General features: G+C 68.8%; 26 protein-coding genes. 10 read left to right on the forward strand and 16 right to left on the reverse strand.

The window, feature by feature from the left end:
* Positions 1-2: 2 nt before the first annotated feature.
* Both WJM95_RS34170 and WJM95_RS34175 read right to left on the reverse strand, forming a co-directional pair.
* Positions 3-356 carry a PRC-barrel domain-containing protein gene (locus WJM95_RS34170; RefSeq protein WP_339134867.1) on the reverse strand — a complete coding sequence of 118 codons (354 nt, stop codon included), beginning with the start codon at positions 354-356 and terminating at the stop codon, positions 3-5.
* A 346-nt stretch (positions 357-702) separates the two neighbouring features.
* A complete protein-coding gene (locus WJM95_RS34175) occupies positions 703-873 on the reverse strand; it encodes a hydrophobic protein (protein WP_339134869.1) in 171 nt (56 codons plus the stop codon).
* Between the two features lie 182 nt (positions 874-1055).
* Here WJM95_RS34175 and WJM95_RS34180 point away from each other — a divergent pair, with 182 nt between their 5' ends.
* Positions 1056-1232: a CsbD family protein gene (locus WJM95_RS34180; protein WP_339134871.1), complete on the forward strand. Its 177-nt coding sequence runs from the start codon at positions 1056-1058 to the stop codon at positions 1230-1232.
* Positions 1233-1525: 293 nt separating this feature from the next.
* Here WJM95_RS34180 and WJM95_RS34185 read toward each other — a convergent pair whose 3' ends face one another.
* A complete protein-coding gene (locus WJM95_RS34185; RefSeq protein ID WP_339134873.1) occupies positions 1526-1765 on the reverse strand; it encodes a hypothetical protein in 240 nt (79 codons plus the stop codon).
* A gap of 240 nt (positions 1766-2005) precedes the next feature.
* Positions 2006-3097, reverse strand: a complete 1092-nt coding sequence (locus tag WJM95_RS34190) for a barstar family protein (protein WP_339134875.1) — start codon at positions 3095-3097, stop codon at positions 2006-2008.
* A gap of 581 nt (positions 3098-3678) precedes the next feature.
* Between WJM95_RS34190 and WJM95_RS34195 the strand changes: the two genes are divergently transcribed.
* Positions 3679-4308, forward strand: coding sequence for a DedA family protein (locus tag WJM95_RS34195; RefSeq protein WP_339134877.1), 630 nt, complete (start codon positions 3679-3681; stop codon positions 4306-4308).
* Positions 4309-4384: 76 nt separating this feature from the next.
* On the opposite strand, the gene WJM95_RS34200 is transcribed toward WJM95_RS34195, so the two are convergent.
* The 3 genes from WJM95_RS34200 to WJM95_RS34210 all read right to left on the reverse strand — a co-directional run bounded on the left by WJM95_RS34200 (position 4385) and on the right by WJM95_RS34210 (position 7073).
* Positions 4385-5095 (reverse strand): DUF4232 domain-containing protein, encoded by a 711-nt coding sequence (locus WJM95_RS34200; RefSeq protein ID WP_339134879.1) that lies wholly within the window; start codon positions 5093-5095, stop codon positions 4385-4387.
* A gap of 412 nt (positions 5096-5507) precedes the next feature.
* Positions 5508-6347, reverse strand: a complete 840-nt coding sequence (locus WJM95_RS34205) for an RNA polymerase sigma factor SigF (RefSeq protein ID WP_339134881.1) — start codon at positions 6345-6347, stop codon at positions 5508-5510.
* A gap of 555 nt (positions 6348-6902) precedes the next feature.
* Positions 6903-7073: a hydrophobic protein gene (locus WJM95_RS34210; protein WP_339134869.1), complete on the reverse strand. Its 171-nt coding sequence runs from the start codon at positions 7071-7073 to the stop codon at positions 6903-6905.
* Between the two features lie 181 nt (positions 7074-7254).
* Between WJM95_RS34210 and WJM95_RS34215 the strand changes: the two genes are divergently transcribed.
* On the forward strand, positions 7255-7431 hold the full coding sequence (locus tag WJM95_RS34215) for a CsbD family protein (protein ID WP_339134871.1): 177 nt from the start codon (positions 7255-7257) through the stop codon (positions 7429-7431).
* A gap of 28 nt (positions 7432-7459) precedes the next feature.
* Here the strand turns inward: WJM95_RS34215 and WJM95_RS34220 are convergent, their stop codons facing one another.
* Positions 7460-7756, reverse strand: coding sequence for a hypothetical protein (locus tag WJM95_RS34220; RefSeq protein WP_339134883.1), 297 nt, complete (start codon positions 7754-7756; stop codon positions 7460-7462).
* Between the two features lie 907 nt (positions 7757-8663).
* On the opposite strand from WJM95_RS34220, the gene WJM95_RS34225 reads away from it, so the two are divergent.
* The gene (locus WJM95_RS34225; protein ID WP_339134885.1) at positions 8664-8999 is read left to right on the forward strand and encodes a MerR family transcriptional regulator; all 336 of its coding nucleotides are present in this window, start codon (positions 8664-8666) and stop codon (positions 8997-8999) included.
* 244 nt (positions 9000-9243) lie between these two features.
* Here the strand turns inward: WJM95_RS34225 and WJM95_RS34230 are convergent, their stop codons facing one another.
* The 3 genes from WJM95_RS34230 to WJM95_RS34240 form a co-directional block, all read right to left on the reverse strand.
* Positions 9244-9603: a hypothetical protein gene (locus WJM95_RS34230; RefSeq protein ID WP_339134887.1), complete on the reverse strand. Its 360-nt coding sequence runs from the start codon at positions 9601-9603 to the stop codon at positions 9244-9246.
* 273 nt (positions 9604-9876) lie between these two features.
* Entirely contained in the window at positions 9877-10314 is a 438-nt protein-coding gene (locus WJM95_RS34235) for a DUF2267 domain-containing protein (protein ID WP_339134889.1), read from the reverse strand.
* Positions 10315-10509: 195 nt separating this feature from the next.
* Positions 10510-10941, reverse strand: a complete 432-nt coding sequence (locus WJM95_RS34240; protein ID WP_339134891.1) for an Hsp20/alpha crystallin family protein — start codon at positions 10939-10941, stop codon at positions 10510-10512.
* 138 nt (positions 10942-11079) lie between these two features.
* Here WJM95_RS34240 and WJM95_RS34245 point away from each other — a divergent pair, with 138 nt between their 5' ends.
* Both WJM95_RS34245 and WJM95_RS34250 read left to right on the forward strand, forming a co-directional pair.
* Positions 11080-11724, forward strand: coding sequence for a type III effector protein (locus WJM95_RS34245; protein WP_339134893.1), 645 nt, complete (start codon positions 11080-11082; stop codon positions 11722-11724).
* Between the two features lie 436 nt (positions 11725-12160).
* On the forward strand, positions 12161-13579 hold the full coding sequence (locus WJM95_RS34250) for a serine/threonine-protein kinase (protein ID WP_339134895.1): 1419 nt from the start codon (positions 12161-12163) through the stop codon (positions 13577-13579).
* A 308-nt stretch (positions 13580-13887) separates the two neighbouring features.
* Here WJM95_RS34250 and WJM95_RS34255 read toward each other — a convergent pair whose 3' ends face one another.
* The 4 genes from WJM95_RS34255 to WJM95_RS34270 form a co-directional block, all read right to left on the reverse strand.
* Positions 13888-14751: a MurR/RpiR family transcriptional regulator gene (locus WJM95_RS34255; protein WP_339134897.1), complete on the reverse strand. Its 864-nt coding sequence runs from the start codon at positions 14749-14751 to the stop codon at positions 13888-13890.
* A gap of 555 nt (positions 14752-15306) precedes the next feature.
* Positions 15307-15654, reverse strand: coding sequence for a hypothetical protein (locus WJM95_RS34260; RefSeq protein WP_339134899.1), 348 nt, complete (start codon positions 15652-15654; stop codon positions 15307-15309).
* A gap of 89 nt (positions 15655-15743) precedes the next feature.
* Complete coding sequence (locus WJM95_RS34265) at positions 15744-16520, reverse strand: DUF2071 domain-containing protein (protein WP_339134901.1); 777 nt, start codon at positions 16518-16520, stop codon at positions 15744-15746.
* Between the two features lie 22 nt (positions 16521-16542).
* A complete protein-coding gene (locus WJM95_RS34270; RefSeq protein WP_339134903.1) occupies positions 16543-17244 on the reverse strand; it encodes an SDR family NAD(P)-dependent oxidoreductase in 702 nt (233 codons plus the stop codon).
* Between the two features lie 428 nt (positions 17245-17672).
* On the opposite strand from WJM95_RS34270, the gene WJM95_RS34275 reads away from it, so the two are divergent.
* The 3 genes from WJM95_RS34275 (at position 17673) to WJM95_RS34285 (ending at position 19345) form a co-directional block, all read left to right on the forward strand.
* Entirely contained in the window at positions 17673-17906 is a 234-nt protein-coding gene (locus WJM95_RS34275; protein ID WP_339134905.1) for a hypothetical protein, read from the forward strand.
* 83 nt (positions 17907-17989) lie between these two features.
* The gene (locus WJM95_RS34280) at positions 17990-18922 is read left to right on the forward strand and encodes a hypothetical protein (RefSeq protein ID WP_339134907.1); all 933 of its coding nucleotides are present in this window, start codon (positions 17990-17992) and stop codon (positions 18920-18922) included.
* A gap of 129 nt (positions 18923-19051) precedes the next feature.
* Positions 19052-19345: a hypothetical protein gene (locus tag WJM95_RS34285; RefSeq protein WP_339134909.1), complete on the forward strand. Its 294-nt coding sequence runs from the start codon at positions 19052-19054 to the stop codon at positions 19343-19345.
* Positions 19346-19448: 103 nt separating this feature from the next.
* Here the strand turns inward: WJM95_RS34285 and WJM95_RS34290 are convergent, their stop codons facing one another.
* Positions 19449-19934, reverse strand: coding sequence for a DUF427 domain-containing protein (locus WJM95_RS34290; protein WP_339134911.1), 486 nt, complete (start codon positions 19932-19934; stop codon positions 19449-19451).
* Positions 19935-20223: 289 nt separating this feature from the next.
* Between WJM95_RS34290 and WJM95_RS34295 the strand changes: the two genes are divergently transcribed.
* Positions 20224-21459, forward strand: coding sequence for a SpoIIE family protein phosphatase (locus WJM95_RS34295; RefSeq protein WP_339134913.1), 1236 nt, complete (start codon positions 20224-20226; stop codon positions 21457-21459).
* The last annotated feature ends 64 nt before the right edge of the window (positions 21460-21523 follow it).

Raw genomic sequence — 21523 nt, forward strand, 5'->3', positions numbered from 1 at the left:
TGTCAGATACCGCGCCGGGTCTGGTAGTAGCTGCCGATCTGCTCGTGGTACCCGGCGTCGCCGACGTGCTTGTCCTTGTCGAACTCGGGGGAGTCCTTGATCTGGTCCTTGGTGAGGGCGACGTAGATCTTCCGCTCGGCCTGGTCGACCGACTGCACGGTCCCGGCCGGCAGCAGCACGTGCTTGCCGAAGATCCATACGCCGGTGTCGACGACGAGGTAGGCGGAGTTGACGTCGTCCGAGTGCTTGTCGACCTTGCCGATGCTGCCGTCGGTGGCCTCGACCTTGTATCCGGTCAGGTCGGTGCCCGCGGTGTGGCCGGTGGTCGGCTGGTAGCCCCAGATGTTGTCACTCATAAAGAACGGCTCCCTTGTCGAGATTGATTGCTCCTGCCGCAGCAGAACTGCGGTTTGTGTAGGCGTCATCGAATGCGGTGACGCCTTCTCGGAAAGCCGGGTTCCCCTGCTTCCGGTCCCCACACATTCACGTTCACGTCGAATGCGGATGGCCGGAGGCGCCGTGCTGGAGGCCATGGTTCCCGGCGTCACGGCCACCCCCGGCCATGAGCCCCTGGTACCCCGTATCTGCGCAATCACCACTTTCATCCCTCCAGTGACAGGAAGGCGGGAAGGCAGGAAAACGGGTGGGGCCCGACGCCGTCGCGTCGGGCCCCACCCGTGTCAGTGGGCTGTTCTGGTCCGTTTACCAGCGGTACCAGCGGCCGCGCTTGCCGCCGTTTGCCGCGGGCCGGATCACGAAGCCGAGGACCCACACCACCAGAACGATGACGGCGATCCACCACAGGGCCTTCAGTGCGAAACCGGCACCGAAGAGGATCAGGGCGAGCAGAAGGACAAGAAGAACAGGAACCATGGTTATCAACCTCCGAGCCCTCATGTGCCCTGCGGATCGATCTCCACTCCCACGGATCCAATTCAACTTTGGAACACCCTGCTTATGGAGAAGCCCGTGGTGCAACGTTTCCGGTTTAGCGGTGGTGTCTGGGGTGAGACGGGGTGCGAACCTCTTTCGAGTGAGACAGGGAGTGAGTGGTTGTGGCTGCGGACGAGAAGGCTCAGGCCAAGGGCGAGCAGGCCGAGGGCAAGGTCAAGAAGGTCGTCGGCGGAGCGGTCGGCAACGAGTCCCTGAAGGCCAAGGGTCAGGCCGAGGAGTCCAAGGGTGACCTGCGCGCGGCCAAGGAGAAGGCCAAGGACGCCATCAAGCCCAAGTAGGCACATCGCTCCTGATCCCGGCAGCCGGCCGGCTGCCGGGATTCGCGCTGTCCGGCCCCGCATCCCTCTGCACCGCCCACCGAGGGCGCTCTCGCCGGAAGTGCTCCCACCGCCCCGGGTTCCATGGGGAGCGGGTTGTTCGTCCTTCGTGAGTCGCTGCGCCCTTCGCCGCCGAGTCGTGTGCCGCCGTCCTGGGGTCGGAGGTGATGCAGAAGCCGCTGGGCCCCGCCCTCCGCATGAGGCACGGTGTGGGCAGGGGGTCGTCCGGAAAATCCGGGTGCAGATTCGAGCTGTCAGTTGGCGGTTTTGTTCGCGTGAACCAGCCACCGCCAGCGTCGGCGCTCTGTGACAAGGGTGCCGATGGCCAGCAGGGTGGCGGGGAGCGCCGCCCAGACGGGCCAGGCCAGCCACGCGGAGACCACTGCCGCGGCGAGTTGGAGCAGTACGAGCAGGATCGTGGCCCAGCCCGGCACCGCGATGATCACGTTGGCCTTGTCCCCCCGGGTGGAGAAGAGGGTGGGAAGGCCTATCAAGGCTACAACGGACGCGGCGGCAAGCAGCCACGAGTAGCCGGCCAGGGCCCAGGGGGTGGCCACCCACGCGATGAGCTCCGTCGCGAAGCGCAGGGCGGACGCGGCGCGGTCATCCGGTCGTCCCGAGGTCGTTTCTCCACCAGCAACATCGGCCACCTGCGGACGATCTCACGGCGCCCGGCCGACTGTCAGGGGGTTGACGGCTTGAGCCGGCGGCCAGGGCGGCGGCCTCACTTCTCCTCACGTGCAGGTCACGTGCATCCCGCCCTCGGCCAGGACTTCGAGCACCAGGGCGACCAGGTCGTACTGCTCGCCCTCCGGCGCCAGGAGGCGGGACAGGTGCTCGCGCGCGGTCGCGGCGTCCCGCCAGAGCAGCGTTGCGGGGGAGGTGCAGCCGAAGTTGCCGCGCAGACAGTCCACGAGGGCGTCCAGGCAGCCGCCGAAGTAGCCGCCCGGCCCGTTGACGGCCTCGCCGAGTGCCAGGTAGAGGCCCGGTTCGTCGGTGATGTGCCGGCCGTCCAGCTCGTACGCGGCTCCGGCGGGCCGGTCCTGGTGTCTGATCCGGCAGCCCCGCTCCCGGACGAGATCGAGCCAGGCCCCGCGCTGCCGGGTCTCGAGCTCGGCCCAGCCGCCAGGGGCCTCCGGCGGCCCGGCGAACCAGCGCTCCCAGACGGGCCGGGCGTGCCCCGGTACGGGTGCGAGCTCTGTGCCAAGTTCCAGATCGATGAGGTCCGTCCCGCAGGAGGACGGGCGCCACGTGCGGACCTTGGGCCGCAGCAACCGGTCGGTGAGCGGCTCGCCGCTGTCGTCCCGTATCTCCAGCCACGCCTCCTCCAGATCCAGCGCGCGACGGGTGCCCGTCGCCAGTGCCCGCCGTAGCCGATCCCCCGGGGCGAGCCCCCGCAGGACGAGCGGGGGCGATGCGTCCTCGGGCGCCAGGAGGCGGGCGAACTCCCGGCAGGAGCCCAGCCACCGGTACCCGTCGTGCAGCCGGACAGGAGCCCGGTGCCCCTCGGGCGGCCCCAGGCACTCGTCCACACCCGTGAGCACGAGACCGTCCGTCCCCGGGGACCGTCCAAGGCTCTCCGCATCCTCCAGCAGCCAGGCATCGAGCGTCCTGTCCTCCGGCACCAGCCACACCCGGCTGCCGACCCAGCCACGCACCTCGGCCTCGTCCGGAACCCAGCCGAACAGTTCGTACGTCCCGCGCCGGGGTTCCCTGAACAGTCCCTCCACCTCGGCACAGACACCCCAGACCCTGCCGCTTTCCGAGTCCGTCAGCGTGTACCGTCCCTGCCCGCGATGTTCGTCCACCTGCACGGTGGGAATCATGCCCAGGCCAGACGCGGCCCGTGAAGCCGTTTTCGCGGTCGGTCGGGGTGAAAGGAAGCAGGCACGTCCGGGCGGTCGCTCAGCCGTCCGTCCTGGAGCGAGCGCATGCCACCCATGTCGCGAACGATGGTCTATGCACCGACCCGCACGAGCCGGCGTTGCTCTGGCCGCGGCCCTGGTCACCGCTCTTGCCGTTTCCGGCAACTCCACATCACACGGCGATGATCAAGCAGGACCAGGATCACCGGCGTCCTCGACGCACGGCGGAAGAAGAAGACCACGGACCCCGCCGGAAAGGTCCCTTCCGAACGCAACGGCACCGGCAGTCCCGCTGACGGTGCGCCGGGGCGAAGCGACAGCCACACTTCTGACAGCTCCGTGCGAGGCGGAGACCGCGGCCACGAGGCCCAGGCCCGGCGTCCTGCTTCTCGCCCTGCTCGGAACCGGAGCGCTCAAAGCGTGACCCTTGACTGAAGCCCGTAGGGCACCCGTGCGCCACGCCGTACGCAACCGTCCCTGCACGCCCACCGCCCAATACCTGAAACTGGAATACGGAGACCACTGCCCGGAGGACACCACACATGCACGCGATCACCGACTGGCTCGGCGGGCTGTCCGGTCCGCTGGTCTACGCGGTCGTCGGCGCCCTGGTGTTCGCGGAGGACGCGCTCTTCTTCGGCTTCGTCCTGCCCGGTGAAACGGCCGTCGTCCTGGGCGGCGTACTCGCCAGCCAGGGTCAGGTCTCGGTCTACTGGCTGGCGCTGACCGTCGTCCTCGCCGCAATCGCAGGGGACACCGTGGGCTACGAGGTGGGTCACCACTTCGGCCCGAGGATCTTGACGACCCGACCGCTACGCCGCCACACGCCACGGATCGAGAAAGCCCAGGACTTCATCCGGCGCCGCGGCCCCGAAGCCGTGTTCCTCGGCCGTTTCATCGCCTTCTTCCGGGCCATGATGCCTGCGCTCGCCGGTATTTCCCGCATGCCCTACCGCCGCTTCCTCCTCTTCAACGCACTCGGCGGCCTGGTGTGGGGAGTCGGCTTCACCCTGCTCGGCTACTTCGCAGGTTCCGCCTATCAACGAGTCGAGGCCGTCGCCGGGCGTGTTGTCGCGATCGTCATCGCGGTGATCGTGGTGGGCGGACTCGTCACGTGGCACGTGCGACGCCGCCGGGAGGCAGACGGGCGAGGCCCGGACCGGAACGCCTGAGGCCCGATCCCCGCGGTACGTGCATAGAGGTCCTGACAAAGTTGGACGCGGTGACGCGTCACCGGCCGGCGGACTGTCAGAAGTCGTACGGCTTCTTGGTGTTCCAGTTCAGCACGTCGGCCTCGGTCCAGGTGAACTTCTGGTTCTGACCCTTGCTGACGACGGAGTAGAAGGGGCCGGGGCGACCGTCCTCGCCGCGCAGCGCGAAGGCGAGTGACTGCGCCGTGCGGTTCTTGGAGCCGTAGTCGAAGAGGTTCACCGCGCTGTACACCTTGCCTCCGGGCTGGAGCGTGATGTGCTTGTCGCCGCCCGGGGCGTCCTTCGTGGAATGCGGCAGCGCCACGTTGTCGGTGTTCCAGTCGAGCACCACGGCCGGGTAGGAGGTGACCCAGCACGGCTTGGTGCCCTCGTTCACCGCGGTGAGCAGCAGGTGGTCGCCCTGCTGGCCGGCGAACCGGTGCACCGCGGTGACCAGCATCCCGTCTCCGCGGCACGGCTGGGTGCCGGCCGCTGTGCTCTTGCTCGCGATCTGCTGCGCCCCGTCCGCGGCGGGCGCCGCGGGCGCCCCTTCCTTTGTGTCACCACTGCTGGTGGCCTGCGCCGCGCTGCCCTTGGCGTCCCTGGCCGGCGCGGGCCGGCTCTGGGCGGTCCCCGCGCTGTGGTCGCCGCCTGACGCCTTCGAGCCGCCGTCGGCGCCGCCACAGGCGGTCAGGCCCAGCGCCAGCGCGGCGGTGACGGTGGCCAGAGCGGCGGTACGGGCGGTACGGCGGGCTCGGTACGTGGTCATGATGAAGCTCCCCCATGAGTCTGACAGGACACGGCGCCTTCGCTTGCTTTCGCAGGGTGGCCGGCCGCATCGGCTGTTTGGCTACACCCCATGAGATGACGCTGGGACGAGCATTGTTTACTCCGCTCTGTCCGTATTCGGTAACAGACAACTGGCCCCAGAAACACCGGTGTTCACGCCGTGCCCGTCAGCGGTGCAGCGTCCTTCGGCCGGTCGCCGATGTTCGGGTACTCGCTGGAACCGTGCCGGCGCAGCGACGGCCTGGGGAACGTCGGCCACCGACTGTCGCGGTGGGGCCGCCCAGGCGGCGGGGGAGGGGTGTGCCGGGCGCCGGGTTCCACCGATGAACGACCCGGCGGCGCTGCCCACATTGAAACGTGGGGGCGCCGCCGGTGTGTGGCGAACGAGATGCTCAGTTGGTGGTGAGCATGCCTTCGCGGAGTTTGGCGAGGGTGCGGCCCAGGAGGCGGGAGACGTGCATCTGGGAGATGCCGAGGTGTTCGCCGATCTGGGCCTGGGTGAGTTCGTCGACGAACCGCATGTGGATGATGCGGCGTTCGCGGTCGTCGAGCTGGGCGATCAGCGGGGCGAGTGCGTGGAAGTCCTCCACCAGTTCGAGGGCGTTGTCGTCCACCCCGATGAATTCGGCCAGTGCGGTTTCGCCGTCCTCGCTGGAGGTGATGGCGGCATCGAGGGAGGTTGACGTGTAGCCGTTGGAGGCCTTGCGGGCCTCGATGACGTCCTTCTCCGACAGCGACATCAGCTGGGCCAGTTCATGGGTGGTGGGTGTGCGCCCGAGCCGGCTGCGGAGTTCTTCGGTTGCTTTGGCGAGCTGGACGCGGGCTTCCTGGAGGCGGCGGGGTACGTGGACGGCCCAGGAGGTGTCGCGGAAGAAGCGCTTGATCTCACCCACGATGTAGGGGACGGCGAAGGAGGTGAACTCGACTTCGCGGGAGAGCTCGAACCGGTCGATGGCCTTGATCAGCCCGATCGTACCGACCTGGACGATGTCCTCCATCTCGTCCTGGCCGCGGCTGCGGAAACGTCCGGCGGCGTACTGGACGAGGGTGATGTTCATTTCGATGAGGGTGTTGCGCACGTACTGGTACTCGGGCGTGCCCTCTTCCAGTACGGCCAGCTTGTCGAAGAACAGCCGGGACAACTGCCGGGCATCCCTGGGAGCGATCTCGGAAGGGTCCGCGATCTCGGGCAGTACGGCGGTGCGTGCCTCTGCTGTCTTCGTCACTGTCATCTCAGGCCCCTCCTGGGTGATCCAGCCTTCAGTCACCGGCCCCGTGCGCGCCGGCGACAGACGATGTACCCGGGTCCGAATAATGCATGCCGGCAGATTTTAGAACGGACTCAGCGCACCCGAGCGACCGCGTGGTGGGCGGTCTGCGGTGCGCGAGAAGTGGGGCCGCCCGGAGCGTCTCCGGGCGGCCCCGTTTCTGGGCTGTGCTCGATGTCAGATACCGCGCCGGGACTGGTGGCAGCTCCCGACCTGCTCGTGGTGTCCGGTGTCGCTGACGTGCTTGTCCTTGTCGAACTCGGGGAAGTCGTTGATGTGCTCTTTGGCGGGGCCCAAAAAGGATGGCTTCCTTGCCGAGAGGCGAAATGCGGAGGGCCGGAGGCGCCGTGCTGGAGGCCATGGTTCCTGGCGTCACGGCCACCTCCGGCCATCAGCACCCGGAATCGGCAGAATCACCACTTTCATCCCGAAAGCGACGGGAAGGAAGGCAGGAAAACGGGTGGGGCCCGACGCCGTCGCGTCGGGCCCCACCCGTGTCAGTGCGCTGTTCTGGTCCGTTTACCAGCGGTACCAGCGGCCGCGCTTGCCGCCGTTTGCCGCGGGCCGGATCACGAAGCCGAGGACCCACACCACCAGAACGATGACGGCGATCCACCACAGGGCCTTCAGTGCGAAACCGGCACCGAAGAGGATCAGGGCGAGCAGAAGGACAAGAAGAACAGGAACCATGGTTATCAACCTCCGAGCCCTCATGTGCCCTGCGGATCGATCTCCACTCCCGCGGATCCAATTCGACTCTTGGAGTGCCCGCAGTTCGGAGAATGCCTGCGGCGGTCTTCCGGTTTAGCGGTGGTGTCTGGGGTGAGACGGGGTGCGAACCTCTTTCGAGTGAGACAGGGAGTGAGTGGTTGTGGCTGCGGATGAGAAGGCTCAGGCCAAGGGCGAGCAGGCCGAGGGCAAGGTCAAGAAGGTCGTCGGCGGAGCGGTCGGCAACGAGTCCCTGAAGGCCAAGGGGCAGGCCGAGGAGTCCAAGGGTGACCTGCGCGCGGCCAAGGAGAAGGCCAAGGACGCCATCAAGCCCAAGTAGGCACATCGCTCCTGATCCCGGCAGTCAGTCATTTGGCGGCCGGGATCAGTGCTGTCCGGCCGGTAGTCGTTTGCACCGCCCGGACTGCGGTCATGTGCGGCCGCCTCGATGTATGCGCGGGCGAGGTCAGATCCAGGGCGCAGATTCCGCCGCCGTGGCGCAGGGCATTGGTGACGGGATCCAAGACCACCAGGACCACGGGTTCGACGCCCTTTGCCGTGATCGCCGGTGCCAGGTCGTCGAGGAAGCGCCGGGCGCTCACGCGCGTGTCGGCTGCGGATGCCGTGGAGCGGACGGTGGCGATGCTGACGCTCTTCGTGTCCATCGGGTCCTCTGGTGCACGGCATCGTCATCGCCGTTCGTCTGCGCGGTGCTGCCCTGGCCTGCGGCCCGCTCGACCCGGCAGGGACAGCTCTGCCCCTCGTTCCGTAACTGTTCGAGACCGACTGTCTCTCCCTCGGACACGCGAAAATCTATGTTGGTCGGAGTAGACATTGGGTGGTGGCGTGGCTATGGTTCTTCTCGTAGCCCAGAGGGACAGCAGGCCCGGCAGACACGAACTGCCGGGAGCAGTACATGCAGTTGCAGTGCGCAGGACGGTGCGGTGGTGGAGTTTCGAAGCCAGGGTTGTTGCAGGACGGCGACGGGGCTGACGACCGGACCGGGTGGCCCGCAGTGATCAGGGGCCGCCATGAGCAGGACCGCAGTTGACGCAGTGGCAGTACCCGCAAGTGCAGTTCGCGGTACCCAGCAGTGAAGTCAAGTGAGCAGCACCTCGGTAAAGGCGCCGGCTGCGGGCGCGCGTACCGGGAGGTTCGGCAGTGGGGTTCCAAGCCAGAGCAGACGCAGGACGGGCGACGGGGCTGGCTGCCGAAGCGCGGCGCTGTCACAGGCCGCCGAGCGGTTCGCAACACCAGCAGGGCCGCAGTAGAGCAGTACCAGCAGTACGCAGTCCCCGCTCAGTAAGTTGATCAACGAGGGAAGGACGGAGGGGCCAAGCGCCATCAGGATCGCCCGGGCGCAAGTGTCGAGCCCGGGTACCGCAGGACATCGATAGTGAGGTGGTCTCCGGTCGAGCAACCGCGATCCCCGCGCCCCGACGGCATCTCGGTCGGGTCCGCGGAAACATGAGGTCGGCGCAGTATCAGAGCCGGCAGATGGTGTAGCTGTTCCTTCGGGGCCCTGGCGCTACTGACGCCAGGGCCCCTCCACGCGTTTCACAGAGAGGTGCAATGACCGCAGACGACTCGTTCGGCCGTCTCGATGACGACGACTACCCCGCCTACACGATGGGCCGGGCCGCAGCGTTGCTCGGCACCACCCAGGGCTTCCTCCGCGCCCTCGGAGACGCCCGCCTCATCACCCCGCTGCGCTCGGCGGGCGGACACCGCCGCTACTCCCGCTACCAGCTGCGCATCGCCGCCCGCGCCCGCGAACTCGTCGACCAGGGCACCCCCATCGAGGCCGCCTGCCGCATCGTCATCCTCGAAGACCAGCTGGAAGAAGCACAGCGCATCAACGCCGAATACCGCCGCGCCGCGGACAGCGGACCGGCTGCCGGGAGCTGAGGCGGCTTCGGACCGGCAAATTCCCCTCCGGCCTGATACTTGGCGCGCCTCGACAGAGGCTCCGGCGACTGAAGTCCACCGGATCCCCTTCACGTTTCAGCAGGCAAGTCCGCGTTTTCGTGTCCGTCTGACCGGCCCGGGGAAACAGGCGTGAGCCGGTACCTGGACGGCAGGATGGCCCCGACCGGCGCGTACCGGTGGGGCCCACACCGCGTGTGCGGCGGATTCCTGCCGCAGTGGTTGCTCAGTGGTCGGAGTAGCTGAAGTCGCCCATGGTCCAGGCGCCGACGTCGGCGATCGCGACGCGGTACATCCCGCCCGTCTCGGGGATTCCGACCGTGCCCTGCAGGATGCGGGCGACATGGAAGTGCAGATGCGTGGGCGGTCCGTCGTTTTTCGCGGGGGTGTCGAAGACGGCGGAGAACTCGCCCAGGCGGGCGGAGTCCGTCAGCACGTCCGACACTCTCTGCCTCCACACTGCTTCGGGAGCCAGCCGGCCGGTGATGACCGCACCACCGGTGACCACGGTCAGGGACATCTGGTTGCTCTGCCCGGACTCCACCACGGTGGCGATGTCAACGAGCAGCTCGTCAGGCTTGGACATGGGAAAGATTGTATTGAGTGGCCATCTGGCCTTTTGAGCGGTGGCGACTGCCGGATCGGCGAACCCGACAGTCCTGGCATGAGACGGATAGGTCCTGCAACCTCCCCGCGGGCTTCGCGGCTGCCACCCCTGTGCAGACTGCCCGGAACGTAAGCGTTCCGGGCAGTCTCGCCTGTCAAAGATTTAGGGGCGGGAGCGACCCGGGGTACGGAGAGACACTCTGGACGTGCGTGCCGTCCTCGTCCGGTAACGGTGCTGGATCCGGTCCGGTTGTCAGGCGGCCCGGGCGAGCTGGGCCCGTCCGAACAGCAGGGCGTATCCGTCGGGGAGCCGGGCGATGATCCGGGCGATGAGGTCGTCTCCGGCCAGGCGGGCGACGACGCCGAGGACCGAACCGGTATCCCAGCGGGTGGTCGCCAGAGTGTCGCCGGTCCGTTCGGCGAGGTCCTTCACGAAACCCCAGCCGGTCAGTGGCCTACCGGCGGGGGTCTGGGAGACGAGGTGGCCGGCTGCTTCCTGGGGCAGGCGGGCGGCCAGCTCCATCCGTTCGTCGCCCGTCAACTGGCGGCCCAGGGCCTCAAGCACCCGGCATACGACTTTTTGCGCCTGTCGGTGAGTGGGGTAAACACCTTCGTATCGCACCTTCTCCAGCATCTGGTCGAAGGTGACTGCCGTCGGAACAGAGGGCGCGGGGGGAGAGAGAAGAGTCATCGTGACGACTTTCCTTACGTGAACCGTTATTCCTGCTGCGGTGAACCGATTGCCCCGTGCGAACAGCGCGAACCGTGCTCCTCGCGGAATCAGTTCTCCGGTGTGGAGCGTGGGAGCCGGCGCCGCCGGGGCCCAGGGTGGAAGACGTGGGCGAACAAGCCCTGGGCTCCGGTCGGCGGACGTGCAGCCGGAGAATCAGCTGTGGAGCTCTCTGCGGTCGCCGGTGCTGTTGACGCTGATCTTGCGGGGCTTGGCCCGCTCGGCGATCGGGATGCTCAGAGTCAGGACGCCGGCCTCGTAGTCGGCGGAGATGCGCTCGGTGTCGAGGGTGTCGGCCAGGACGATCTGGCGGGAGAAGACGCCCAGAGGCCGTTCGGACAGTTCCGTCTGGGCGTTCTCGGACTTCGGCAGGGGGCGTCGCTCCGCCTTCACGGTGAGCATGTTCCGCTCGACGTCGATGTCGAGCGCGTCGGGATCGATGCCCGGCAGGTCGAAGGCGATGACGTACTGGTCGCCGTCACGGAAGGCGTCCATCGGCATCGCGGAGGGACGGGACCACGTTCCCGGACCCATCAGATGCTGGGCCAGGCGGTCGAGTTCACGGAACGGGTCGGTGCGCATCAACACGGGAAACACCTCCAGATGAGTTCAGGCAGTTGCTGCCAATGCGCTTCACCTGCCTCCATTGTAGCATGTCATCCGAACGACGACAAACTCACACGTCATCCAACCGATGACAAATGCATTGCCCGGGAAGGAGAAGGGATGAGTGACGACCTGCCCGCGGCACCGGCTTCCTTCGCGGCGACGGCCACCGCGCTCGAGGCCATCGCCCAGGCCATCTGGACGGCACGAACCGCCGACGCCGCCTCCACCGATGTCCCCGAGTCGGCCATAGCCGCACTGCTGCTCCTGCGCGAAGTGCGGGAACAACTGGCCCACTGGGAGCCCGCGCTGATCGAGACGGCCCGGGGGGCCGGCGCAAGCTGGTCCGACCTGGCCCACCCCCTCGGCGTCTCCAGCCGCCAGGCCGCCGAGCGCCGCTATCTGCGGGTGCGTCCCGGAGAAGCCGGCACCACCAAGGAGCAGCGGGTGCAGGCCACCCGAGGCCGGCGTGCCGCGGACCGGTCCGTCATGTCCTGGGCCAACGACCACGCCGCCTCGCTGCGCCAGCTTGCCGGGACCATCACTGCCCTGCCGGATCTTCCCGCCACCGCGACGGACGCGCTCGCGGCCCTGCACTCCGCACTGGGAGACAGCGACCCGGTCCACCTCCTGGGCCCCCTCTCCGAGACGGCCCCTCACCTGCGGCCCGCTCATCCCGACCTCGCGGACCGTGTCACCGACATCGGCCGCCACACCGGCGAGATGCGCGAGAGCGAGCAGCGTCAGCGCTCCAGCGGGCAGTGACAGTCCACGCGGAACGCCAAGGTGCGTGAACGAATCCGTCCCGGCTGACGATCGAGCCGATCCGACCCTGCGACAAGACCTCGGCCGTCGTCGGCCCTCACATGGTCCGGTCTCATCAGGAGGGCCGCGGGACCACGCTCGGGAAATACTTCCGCGATGCCGACCGGTGCTGATGCTGGTGGAACGGTACCGGTCATGACCACCTCCCGACCTCCACCACCCCTCTGGAAAGCGCTGCGCGCCAAGGGCGTCCGGCCGGTCGCTCAACCGCCCGTCCTGGAGCGGGCGCAGGCCACCCGATGCCGCGAACGATGGCCTATGCACCGATCCGCCCGGGCGTGACGGGTAATCCCGCTCCCTGGGGGTACCTGCTTGCGGCGGCGGTCGGCCACGGCTCGCCAGGGGCATCGGCCCCTCGACGCAGTGGGAGAGGGAAATGAGGCTTCGTGACTCGGCTCGGGCCGTGGCGTCCCGGTGCTCTGCCGACATACTCAACGGCCGGTACCGTCTGGACGGTCTTCTTGGCTCGGGGGGCGCCGCGGATGTCCACCGAGGCTTTGACCTGCGGCTGAGGCGGCCTGTGGCGGTCAAGGTCTTCCGGCCCGAAACCGGCTTCGACACGGAGGAGACCTCGCAGGGCGAAGCCGCGATCCTCGCCCGCCTCAACCACCCGGGACTCGTCACCGCCTTCGACGCCGGACAGCACGACGGACGTGTCTTCCTGGTCATGCAACTCATCGAAGGCACCACCCTGAAGCGCCGCATCACCGCAGGCCCGCTGTCCTTCGAGGAAACCACCGCACTGGGCTCCGGTCTCGCCCACGCACTGGCCCACGCCCACGAGGCGAGCATCGTCCATCGGGACGTCAAACCGTCCAACATCCTTCTCGATGCCTCTCACCGGCCCCACCTGACCGACTTCGGTATCTCCCGACGGCTGGACGCCACCACACACACCGCCACCGGGACACTCATCGGCACGGCCGCCTACCTCTCACCCGAGCAAGTCCTCGGACAGCCCGTCGGCCGGCCCGCAGACATCTACGCCCTCGGACTGGTACTCCTCGAATGCCTCACCGGCCGGCTCGAGTACGACGGCGGCCCCCTGGAAGCGGCGATCGCACGACTGCACCGGCCACCCGCTCTGCCGGGCCACCTGCCACCACAACTCGCCGACCTCGTGCGGGCCATGACAGCCCTGGACGAAAGCGACCGCCCGACAGCCGACGACTGCGCCCGGGCACTGGCAGAGTCGACCGAAACAGGGCGACTTGCCGTCAACCCCTCGCCGCACGCCCGGGGTCCCGTGACCAGCCACACGCGATCTCGCACGAGGGACCGTGCGCACGGCACCCCGCTGCCCGGCGGCGGAGAACAGGTGGCCGCGCGCACCAGGGCCGTGCGGAAGCGCCCGCTGGCCGTGGGTGCCGGCGCCGTTCTGGCCGCGGCCCTGGTCACTGCTCTTGCCGTTCCCGGCAACCCCACATCACACGACGATGATCAAAGCAGGACCAGGATCACCGGCGTCCCCGACGCGGGGCGGAAGAAGAAGACCACGGCCCCCGCCGGGAAGATCCCTTCCCAACGTAACGGCGCCGGCAGCCCCGCTGACGGTGTGCCCGGGCGAAGTGACGGCCACGCGTCTGACGGCCCGGACGACGCATCGGGCGTCGATGGGGTCCCACGCTCGTCTGCGGCCTCGGTACACGCAACGCCAGGCAGCGTAGGTCCGCCCGGCGCAGCAGGTCACGGCGGTGCGAAGGCGGAAGATTCCCACCGTCCGCCCGGCCAGGCCAGGAAGGCGACGAAAAAGGCGAAAGACAAAAAGGGATTGAAACCGGTCACGGGTCCGTGAGTTGCCGCCGCGTCCCAGGGCTCCGTTCACACCGACGGGCCCTGCCGTGTCGGGGCGTGCTCCGGCGACCAGGGGGAGGAGGTAAGCAATTCTGCGGCCCGGGCGAGCGCTCGCTGACAGGCAAGCCGTCGAGGGCAGGGCCGGCGCGGGGGCACACTGCACGCTCGCCACCAGGAGCGGGGCCCCGGCCCCGCGGTGTCCTGGTCGGCATCCGCCTCCAGGAGGGGCAGACGCCGCGCAGCAGCACCCCTACGTCCTGCTTCACCCGGCAGATGAAGGTAACGCTGTGGCCTTACCCCTGCTGTTCATCAGACCAGGCCGATGCGGTGGGCCGTGTCTTCGACGTGCTTCATGTGCTGGTGGGCCTCGTTTCCCATTGCGGTGATGAGGCCGGCGACCACGGTCTCGATGACAGCGAGGGTGGGGACGAGACTGTCGTAGGGGGAGGGGGTGGTGACCTGGCTGGGAAAGACGACTTCGGCGTGAGATGCGGTGGGTGAGAGCCAGGTGTCGGTGAAGACGATGACCTTGCCTCCGCACTCCTGGGCCAGCTGTGCAATGGCGAGCTTGTCGTGCTCGTAGCGGCGGTAGTCGAAGATCACGAGAACGTCCCGGCGCGTGAGCGCGGCAAGTACAGCGGTGCGCTCGACGGCCCGTTCCGGAAGGAAGCGGACGTCGTCGCGCAGCTGCATGAGGTGGAGGCCGAGGTACTGGGCCAGGAGACGGGTGAAGCGGCCTCCGGCCAGGGTGATGCGCCGTTTACGGTCCGACAGAAGGGCGATGGCGTGTTCGAGGTCGTGCGGCGGGGTCTCGGCGAGTGTCTGGGTGACGGCGGCGGTGAACAGCTTGCTGCTGCGGGCCATGAGGCCGGCGGCTGAGTCGGTGGAGCTGGCGTCGTCGGTTGCCTCGTACAGGGACAGAGGTGAGGCGTTGCGGGTTTCGAGTTCGGCACGCAGGGCCGCCTGGAAGTCCGGGAAGCCGCTGTAGCCGAGGCGATTGACGAAGCGCAGGACGGTGGGGGCGCTGACCGCTGCGCGCTCGGCGAGGGTGGCAATCGTCTCGAAGCCGCTCGAGGGGTAACTGGCCAGCAGCACCCGGGCGACTTTCCGTTCGGCAGGGCTGAGAATGCCCAGCTTGAGCCGGATGTCGTCGGCGAGGGTGCCGGAGGCCATATCGGGTCCTTTCCCATGATGGGCTGCGCAGTGGCCGAGCCTAGTGCTCGGTGAACGTGAGGCGGGGCCGACCGGTCGCCGCCGCGGGCGGGCCCCGAGCCGCCGGAGTGTTCGTCGGCGCGACGGCGATCTGCATGCCGACGAGGGGCTGCGCGGAGGTGCCGTCGCTGCCCCAGGCGGTGACGCCGGGCCTTTTGGTGAAAGTGACAGTGAAGCGGGGCCCCGTTTCGAAGGTGGAGGCGGTCGCGGTCGGGGCGCGACGTTCGACTTCAAGAACCGGCCCGCCTGCGGCTACTGCCGACGCAGCGTCACCAACGGGGTCGCCGACGCGAACCTCTCCAGCGGCACCCCTGAGACGAAGTGCGGATCGCCGAGCGGAAGCACCCTCGACGAGAGCGAACCCAACGACTCCCGCAGCACAGCCGACGACGCCACCACCCTCGCGTCCCCCGCAACCCTCACCGGCAGCATGAAGTCCTCCTCCGACGCCGACTACTTCAAGGTCACCCTCGCATCACGCCAGTGCGCCACCGTCCGATGCGCCGTCCCCTCCGCCTACGACGCCGACCTGTACCTCATGGACTCGGCCGGCAGCACCGTGGAGCGCTCCGTCAACAGCGCCGCCGGGCGGGCCGTGGTGATGCCGTCGGTGCCCCAGCAGGCGTTGCTCGAACACGTCGACCTGATGGTCCACCACGGCGGCAACAACTCCTTCACGGAGTGCGTCCGCGCGGGCGTCCCGGCGATCAGTTCTCCGTCGCGCGCGACGCGGAGCGCTCGGGCGTGGGTGTGGTCGCCGATCCGAACGCCGCAGGGCCGGCCGAGATCGGCGCCGCTCTGGAGGCGTTGTCGGTCACGGCCGGCCCACGGGTTGCCGAACTGGCCGGCCAGGTCCGTGAGCACGGGCCCCTATGGGGAGCCGCGCGCCTGCTCACGGTCATGCGGGAGCGGGCACCGGCACGGCACGCGTGACGGCCTCAGGCACAGACGCATCAGGTGCCGGGCAGCGATACTGGTGTCCCGAACCGCACCGGCACACCAGGCGCGTACAACACGCTGAGCGGTGCTTCCCTGGGCCGGGACAGGCCTGCGGCCGCGATGAGGGAGTCGTCCCAGTCGAGCAGGGAGCAGTGGCGGAAGGACCACTCGGGGTGGGTGTTGGGGAGGTAGTAGGAGCGTCCGAACGCACGTCCGTGCAGTCCCCAACGGTTCGTGAGGAACTCCTCGACGGGGTCCGGTGTCGTGGGGGTGCTGGTTACCTCCAGCCACACGCGGGCCCCGGCGTTCGGTGTTCCGCGCCGGCTGGTCCGGTACAGCAGGCGGTTGTCGAACCAGTGGCTGTGGATGCGGGACCACCGGTACGGGAGCCGGAAGGACGCGTCGGCGGCCAGGACGGGCAGCAGGCGGTCGCATTCCAGCGAGCGGAACACCACTCCGCGGCGCCCCAGCGCGTCCCGGCTGTAGAGGCGGACGTTGACCTCGTCGAAGGACCCGAGATACGGGATCGGCGGGGTACGGCCGAAGGCGAGATCGCGCATACGGAAGAAGACCAGGCCGACGTACGTGCGGCCGTTGTGGAGGTCGGGGACGGTTCCGGGCGGCAGAAGCCCGGCCACCTGGAACGGGTCTACAGGCCAGTGCAGGAACACCAGGTCGCGCCAGTTCTGCCGGAAGAGGGTCCGCCGCAATTCCCGCGGCGCGTGAGGGGCCACCGGCTCCACGGGGTGCATGGTCCGGTGGTACCGGCGGGGCGATCCACTGTCGGGCACGGTTGCTCCTCGGCCGCCCGTCCTACCGCTCGACGTCGAGCGGGGCATCACGGCCCGGCTTCACCAGCCGGGCGCCGGCGGAGAGCGCGGCGACGATCGCGTCCACCGCATCGGTGACGGGCAGTCCCGCCGGCAGCGCGGGAGGCGTTCCGAGGACGGCTCGGCCGGCGAATCCCGTCTCCACGTGGGGCAGACGGATCTCCAGCACCGCGACCCCGGACGCCCGCTGCTCGCGCCGGACTCCCCGGAGCCACGCGGCCAGGGCCGCCTTCGACGCGGAGTAGTCGGCCATGCCCGCCGAGGGCGACTCGGCGACGACGCCCGTGACCGCCGCGATCACGCCGCCCGGCTTGACGACGGGAAGGGCGGCTCGCAAAAACGCCAGGGGAGCCAGCGTGTTGACGGTGAACAGGTGCTCGGCCACGGCGTCGTTCACCGACTCGGCCGGTCCGAAGGCGGCAACGCCGACGCAGACGACGACCGCGTCCAGCCCGTCGAGTTCCCCGGCGGCCCAGGTCACCGTGCGTGCGCACTGCTCGAGGTCGTACGCGTCGAAAGCGCGGGCGGGGGCGTCGCCGCAGGCCCGGGACACGCGGGTGAGGCCTTCGCGGTCGCGGCCCGCAACGGCCACGGCAGCTCCCTGCTCGTGCAGCCGCAGTACCAGGGCGGCGCCGAGGGCTCCCGTTGCGCCGGGAACCAGGATCCCCGCACGGCTGATGACCATGACACACCTCCCGTACCCCGGATGGCCCGGGGCATCGGACGACTCGCCTCCCTTCTTCGGCAGGTGATCGATCCCTGGATGCGGCAGTGGACCGGCCGCAGGCAACTCGCGCCCGCTCTCCGGCCGGCCCGCGACCGTGTGACCCTGAACTGCGCCCGCCGGCTGCGGCGCCCGGCCGGTATTCGCCGCCTCTGCGCAGTTCGGCCCCGTCATCCCGGCCCATCCCCGTCATATCGCGTCTCGAGGAGCCCAGTTCACACCAGTGCGCAGGACCGCGCAGACCCCGCAGCGGCGTGCCTGCTCCTTCGCGAGGCCGAGTTTCGTCGCGAACGGTGCGGTCAGCCTCTGCATCCGCGGACGCCATGACACCGGAAAAGTGGCGAAAGCATCCCAAAATGCTTCACCGGTCCGTAATGAGAGGGAACGCAATGATCGTAAAGAAGCTGCACGATGCGGGCGTCCAGAGTGAGCACGCCTACGCCGCGGCCTTCGGCTCCATCGGCCTTTCGCTCGTCTCCTGGCTGGCGTCCAACAGGCAGGAGAACCTGGAGCGGGCCGACCGTTGGGGCATCTTCGTGGGGGAGTGGGCGCCCACCTTCTTCGCTCTCGGGCTGGCACTGGCCAACTACGAGCAGAGCGATTCCGCGGTGGCCGACCGCTGACCGACAGACCGCATCGGCCACCACCCCGTCCGGCCTGCATCTGCGATCCGCGGACGCGCGCCTCCCCGACCGAGAAGACGCTGATGCGAGACATGATGGCAATGGAGGCGAGCTCGGTGACGGAACTGCTCGACAGTGGGATCGAGGACGTTTCGGCCGGGCGACGCGCGGGGCCGGGCGGGCCGCCGACCTGGCGCGAGCTGGGGTTGCAGTCGATGTCGGCGACGCTGGTCGAATCGCTGAGCCGACGAGGAAGCCGCTTCTTCGAAGCACTGTGCCAGTGGCCTCGATGGCATGCACTGAACGAGCGTGCACTCGCGGTGACGCACCATCCCCTGCTCATGGCCGAGTCTGCCCGTCAGCTCGCCGCCGCCCTGGAGTTGCGGCATCTCAAGGGCGCGGATGACAACCGACTCCAGCCCGTCTCGGTGAGCCTGGGAGTGGACCCGAGAGCACAACCGGTTGAGCGCGGCGCCGCGTCGGACGTCCTGGTGCACGTCACGGTCAGCGATCTCGTCGAACGAATGGGTGCTGTCGCCGCGTACCGCCTGACGGCCGAGTTCTTTCACGCCGGCACGCGCTTCGGCGCCTGCGGCATGACGCTGGCCCGCCCTTCACGCCCTCCACTGGAGGTGGCCTCCACGCCGTATCCGGGCCTGCTGCGTCCCGCCCCGGCCGCCGTGGGAGCGTCGGCCGAACCGGACGTGCTGCTCGCGCGCGGAGCACAAGGGCGACTCGTGATCGCCCCCTGCGACCCCGGGCACCCGGTGCTCCTGCCGGGCCGCCCCGCCCTGCTGCCGGCGCTCGCCGTCATGGAAGCCGGACGACAGGCGACGCTGCTCTACCGCGGGGCCCTGCCGTCCGCTGTGGCCGGCATCGCTGTGCGGCTCGACGCGCCGGTGCCAAGCCGCGGGGCGGTCGTCGAGGTGGCGGCCGAGGGCGGCGCCTCGCGCTTCCTCGTAAAGGCCGGGGAACAGATCGCCGCCATGGGCACGGTCACCTTGTTGCGGCCCTGAACGCGGCACCGGTGATCCGCGCTGTCGTTGGCGTGCCGGACCCCCCGCCGATGTTCGGCCCGGGCAGCTCCGACGGACCTTCGTCGGAGCTGCCCGTCCGGGCTGCGGCCATCCGGGTGTGCTGAAGCCGTGTCAGGCGAGCGACCGAAAGCCGATTGGCCATGCTGGGCGGAAATCAACACGCTGTCCAGTGACGAGGAGTACGGCATGCCGATGAACTCGGTGGCCAGATTTCTGGCGGCTCTGAACCCGCAGGACCGGCAGAAGGTCGACGCCGAACCACGCGATGAGCAGGAGCGCCTCGCCGCGGCCTGGGAAAGCGAGCTGGAGGCAGACGCCGAACTGGACACGCTCGACGAGTTGTCGCCGGTCGCGGCGGAAGCAGAGGCGGCCCGTCGTGTTCTGGACCGCAGAGACGGCTGACCCCTGTGGCACCCGTGCCACCGCGGTCACGGCCGGGGGCCGATCGCGAACATGGTCAGCCGTGCGGCATGTGGTCCGGTGGGACGTCCGGCGTTGACTCTCCCTACCAGCCCTGTGTTTTAGGCGCGCCCTTGAAGGGGCCTTGCACGTCCGAGGTGATCCAGCCGCCGTAGAAGTCTCCGTCCTGGGCCCGCGCCTCTTCGCCGCCGACGAGGCAGCGGTCGACGCGGCTGACGTAGAAGGCGAAACAGTTCCTGAGGGCGGTGTAGGCGGGTTCGGGGTCGGAGTAGCTCCAGGCGGCACGACCGTGTACTTCGCGGCCGATGATCAGGTCCCAGTAGCGGGCGGTGCCCTTCCATTCGCACCAGGAGTGGCCGTTGGTCGGGAGCAGCAGGTCGGTCCTGACGTCTTCCGGTGGGATGTAGAACGTCGGGGGATGGCTGGTCTCGAGGACCCGCAGTGCCCGTCGGGTCTCGGCGATCACGTGGCCACCGCATTCGATCCTGACGAGGCGGTCGTCCGGTAGGACAGCGGGGGGCCGTGGATAGTCCCATACGGACTCGATTGTGCGATCCATGGATTCGGGCATGCCGTCTCCTCGCCCTGAGCGCACACGCCTCGGTCAGCGTGTTCGTCACTTCTTCTCCCGATCCCGGGATCCCGGATGAGATGTCCTGTGATCGATCGGGCCATCGTGCCGTGGCGGGATGGGTACCGGGTGGCAGGTGACGGTCTCGGGTGGGTTTCGAAGGCAGTGCCGGCGCGGGTACCGGTCCCGAGGACAGCGATGTGCGCAGGTGCTGAGGGCGCCGACGACCGGTAGAACGTAAAGGGTGAAGGACGAAGGCAGCCCTGCTGAGGATGCGCGGCCGCACCGTGTGGCGAGGCCGGCGATCGACTACCAGGCGCTGTTCGCGGTCACCCCCAGTCCCTGCATGGTGCTGGGCCCGGACCTGGTGCTCGCCGACATCAACGAGGCGGCCTGCCAGGTGACCGGCCGCACCCGGGAGGATCTTCTCGGGAGGTATCTCTTCGATGCCTTCCCTGAGAATCCGGCGGACCCGGACGCCGACGGGGTGCGGAATCTGCACACCTCCCTGCACCGCGTTCTGAGCTCGAAGGAGCCGGACACGATGGCGCCGATGAAGTACGACATCCCCGTGGCCGGGCGGCCGGGCGTGTTCGAGGAGCGGTGGTGGTCCGCGATCAACACTCCGGTGCTCGGACCGGACGGGCAGGTGGAGTGGCTCCTCCACCGGGGGGAGGACGTGACCTCGTTCATCCGCTCTCACCCCCGCCTGCGAGAAGGCGGCGCGCTCAGCGATGTGGAGGCGATGGAGGTCGAACTGTACGCGCGAGCACGTGAGCTCAAACGGCTGAACGAGGAACTGCGCCACGCCCATGCCCGGGAACGCCAGGTCGCCCTCACCTTGCAGGAGGCCATGCTCCACTCGCCTCATCTGGCCCGGCACCGGGAGACCGCGGTGCGCTACTTGCCCGCCGGGTCACTGAACGTGTGCGGCGACTGGTACGACGTGGTCGACCTGCCCGAGGACAGATTCGCCGTCGCGGTCGGCGATGTCGTCGGCCACGGACTTGAGGCCGCCGCCGTCATGGGTATGCTCCGCAGCGCGTTGTCCGCCGTCGTCCGGGCCGTGGAGTGGCCTGCGGAGGCCCTGGACGTTCTGGGCCTGTATGCACGCGACGTGGAGGGTGCGCTGTCCACCACGGTCGTCCAAGCCGTCGTCGACACCCGTGCCCGCCGCATCGTGTACAGCAGCGCCGGCCACCCGCCCGCCATCCTGGTCCACTCCGACGGCACCTTCGACCTTCTCGACCAGGCCACCGACCCACCGCTGGGAGCCCGCCCCGAACCCGTCCCCCACCCCCAGGGCGTCCTGCCCTACACCCGCGGCGACACCTTCGTGCTCTACACCGACGGCCTCATCGAACGCCCCGGCGAGGACATCGACGACAGCCTGCGACGCCTCACCGACGCGCTCGCCCGCCATGCCCGCCGCGAACCCGAACGCCTCGCCGACACCCTGCTCGCGAACCTCGGCGTCAGCAGCAGCACCCGCGACGACGTCGCCCTGGTCGTCATCCGCCTGTGATCCACGCGCCACCAGCATGGTGCACTCCCTCTGCACACCAGCCAGGTCGAGGCCGCCAAGGCAG

It is taken from the genome of Streptomyces sp. f51 (assembly GCF_037940415.1).
In the GTDB taxonomy this organism is placed as follows: Bacteria; Actinomycetota; Actinomycetes; order Streptomycetales; family Streptomycetaceae; genus Streptomyces.

Excerpts from the sequence above, each read along its gene's own strand:
- WJM95_RS34230 (WP_339134887.1), bottom strand. The coding sequence starts at position 9,603 with ATGTCCAAGCCTGACGAGCTGCTCGTTGACATCGCCACCGTGGTGGAG.
- WJM95_RS34195 (WP_339134877.1), top strand. The coding sequence starts at position 3,679 with ATGCACGCGATCACCGACTGGCTCGGCGGGCTGTCCGGTCCGCTGGTC.
- WJM95_RS34210 (WP_339134869.1), bottom strand. The coding sequence starts at position 7,073 with ATGGTTCCTGTTCTTCTTGTCCTTCTGCTCGCCCTGATCCTCTTCGGT.
- WJM95_RS34270 (WP_339134903.1), bottom strand. The coding sequence starts at position 17,244 with ATGGTCATCAGCCGTGCGGGGATCCTGGTTCCCGGCGCAACGGGAGCC.
- WJM95_RS34235 (WP_339134889.1), bottom strand. The coding sequence starts at position 10,314 with ATGACTCTTCTCTCTCCCCCCGCGCCCTCTGTTCCGACGGCAGTCACC.
- WJM95_RS34220 (WP_339134883.1), bottom strand. The coding sequence starts at position 7,756 with ATGGACACGAAGAGCGTCAGCATCGCCACCGTCCGCTCCACGGCATCC.
- WJM95_RS34200 (WP_339134879.1), bottom strand. The coding sequence starts at position 5,095 with ATGACCACGTACCGAGCCCGCCGTACCGCCCGTACCGCCGCTCTGGCC.
- WJM95_RS34170 (WP_339134867.1), bottom strand. The coding sequence starts at position 356 with ATGAGTGACAACATCTGGGGCTACCAGCCGACCACCGGCCACACCGCG.
- WJM95_RS34255 (WP_339134897.1), bottom strand. The coding sequence starts at position 14,751 with ATGGCCTCCGGCACCCTCGCCGACGACATCCGGCTCAAGCTGGGCATT.
- WJM95_RS34205 (WP_339134881.1), bottom strand. The coding sequence starts at position 6,347 with ATGACAGTGACGAAGACAGCAGAGGCACGCACCGCCGTACTGCCCGAG.
- WJM95_RS34275 (WP_339134905.1), top strand. The coding sequence starts at position 17,673 with ATGATCGTAAAGAAGCTGCACGATGCGGGCGTCCAGAGTGAGCACGCC.
- WJM95_RS34280 (WP_339134907.1), top strand. The coding sequence starts at position 17,990 with ATGCGAGACATGATGGCAATGGAGGCGAGCTCGGTGACGGAACTGCTC.
- WJM95_RS34290 (WP_339134911.1), bottom strand. The coding sequence starts at position 19,934 with ATGCCCGAATCCATGGATCGCACAATCGAGTCCGTATGGGACTATCCA.
- WJM95_RS34245 (WP_339134893.1), top strand. The coding sequence starts at position 11,080 with ATGAGTGACGACCTGCCCGCGGCACCGGCTTCCTTCGCGGCGACGGCC.
- WJM95_RS34250 (WP_339134895.1), top strand. The coding sequence starts at position 12,161 with ATGAGGCTTCGTGACTCGGCTCGGGCCGTGGCGTCCCGGTGCTCTGCC.
- WJM95_RS34225 (WP_339134885.1), top strand. The coding sequence starts at position 8,664 with ATGACCGCAGACGACTCGTTCGGCCGTCTCGATGACGACGACTACCCC.
- WJM95_RS34175 (WP_339134869.1), bottom strand. The coding sequence starts at position 873 with ATGGTTCCTGTTCTTCTTGTCCTTCTGCTCGCCCTGATCCTCTTCGGT.
- WJM95_RS34190 (WP_339134875.1), bottom strand. The coding sequence starts at position 3,097 with ATGATTCCCACCGTGCAGGTGGACGAACATCGCGGGCAGGGACGGTAC.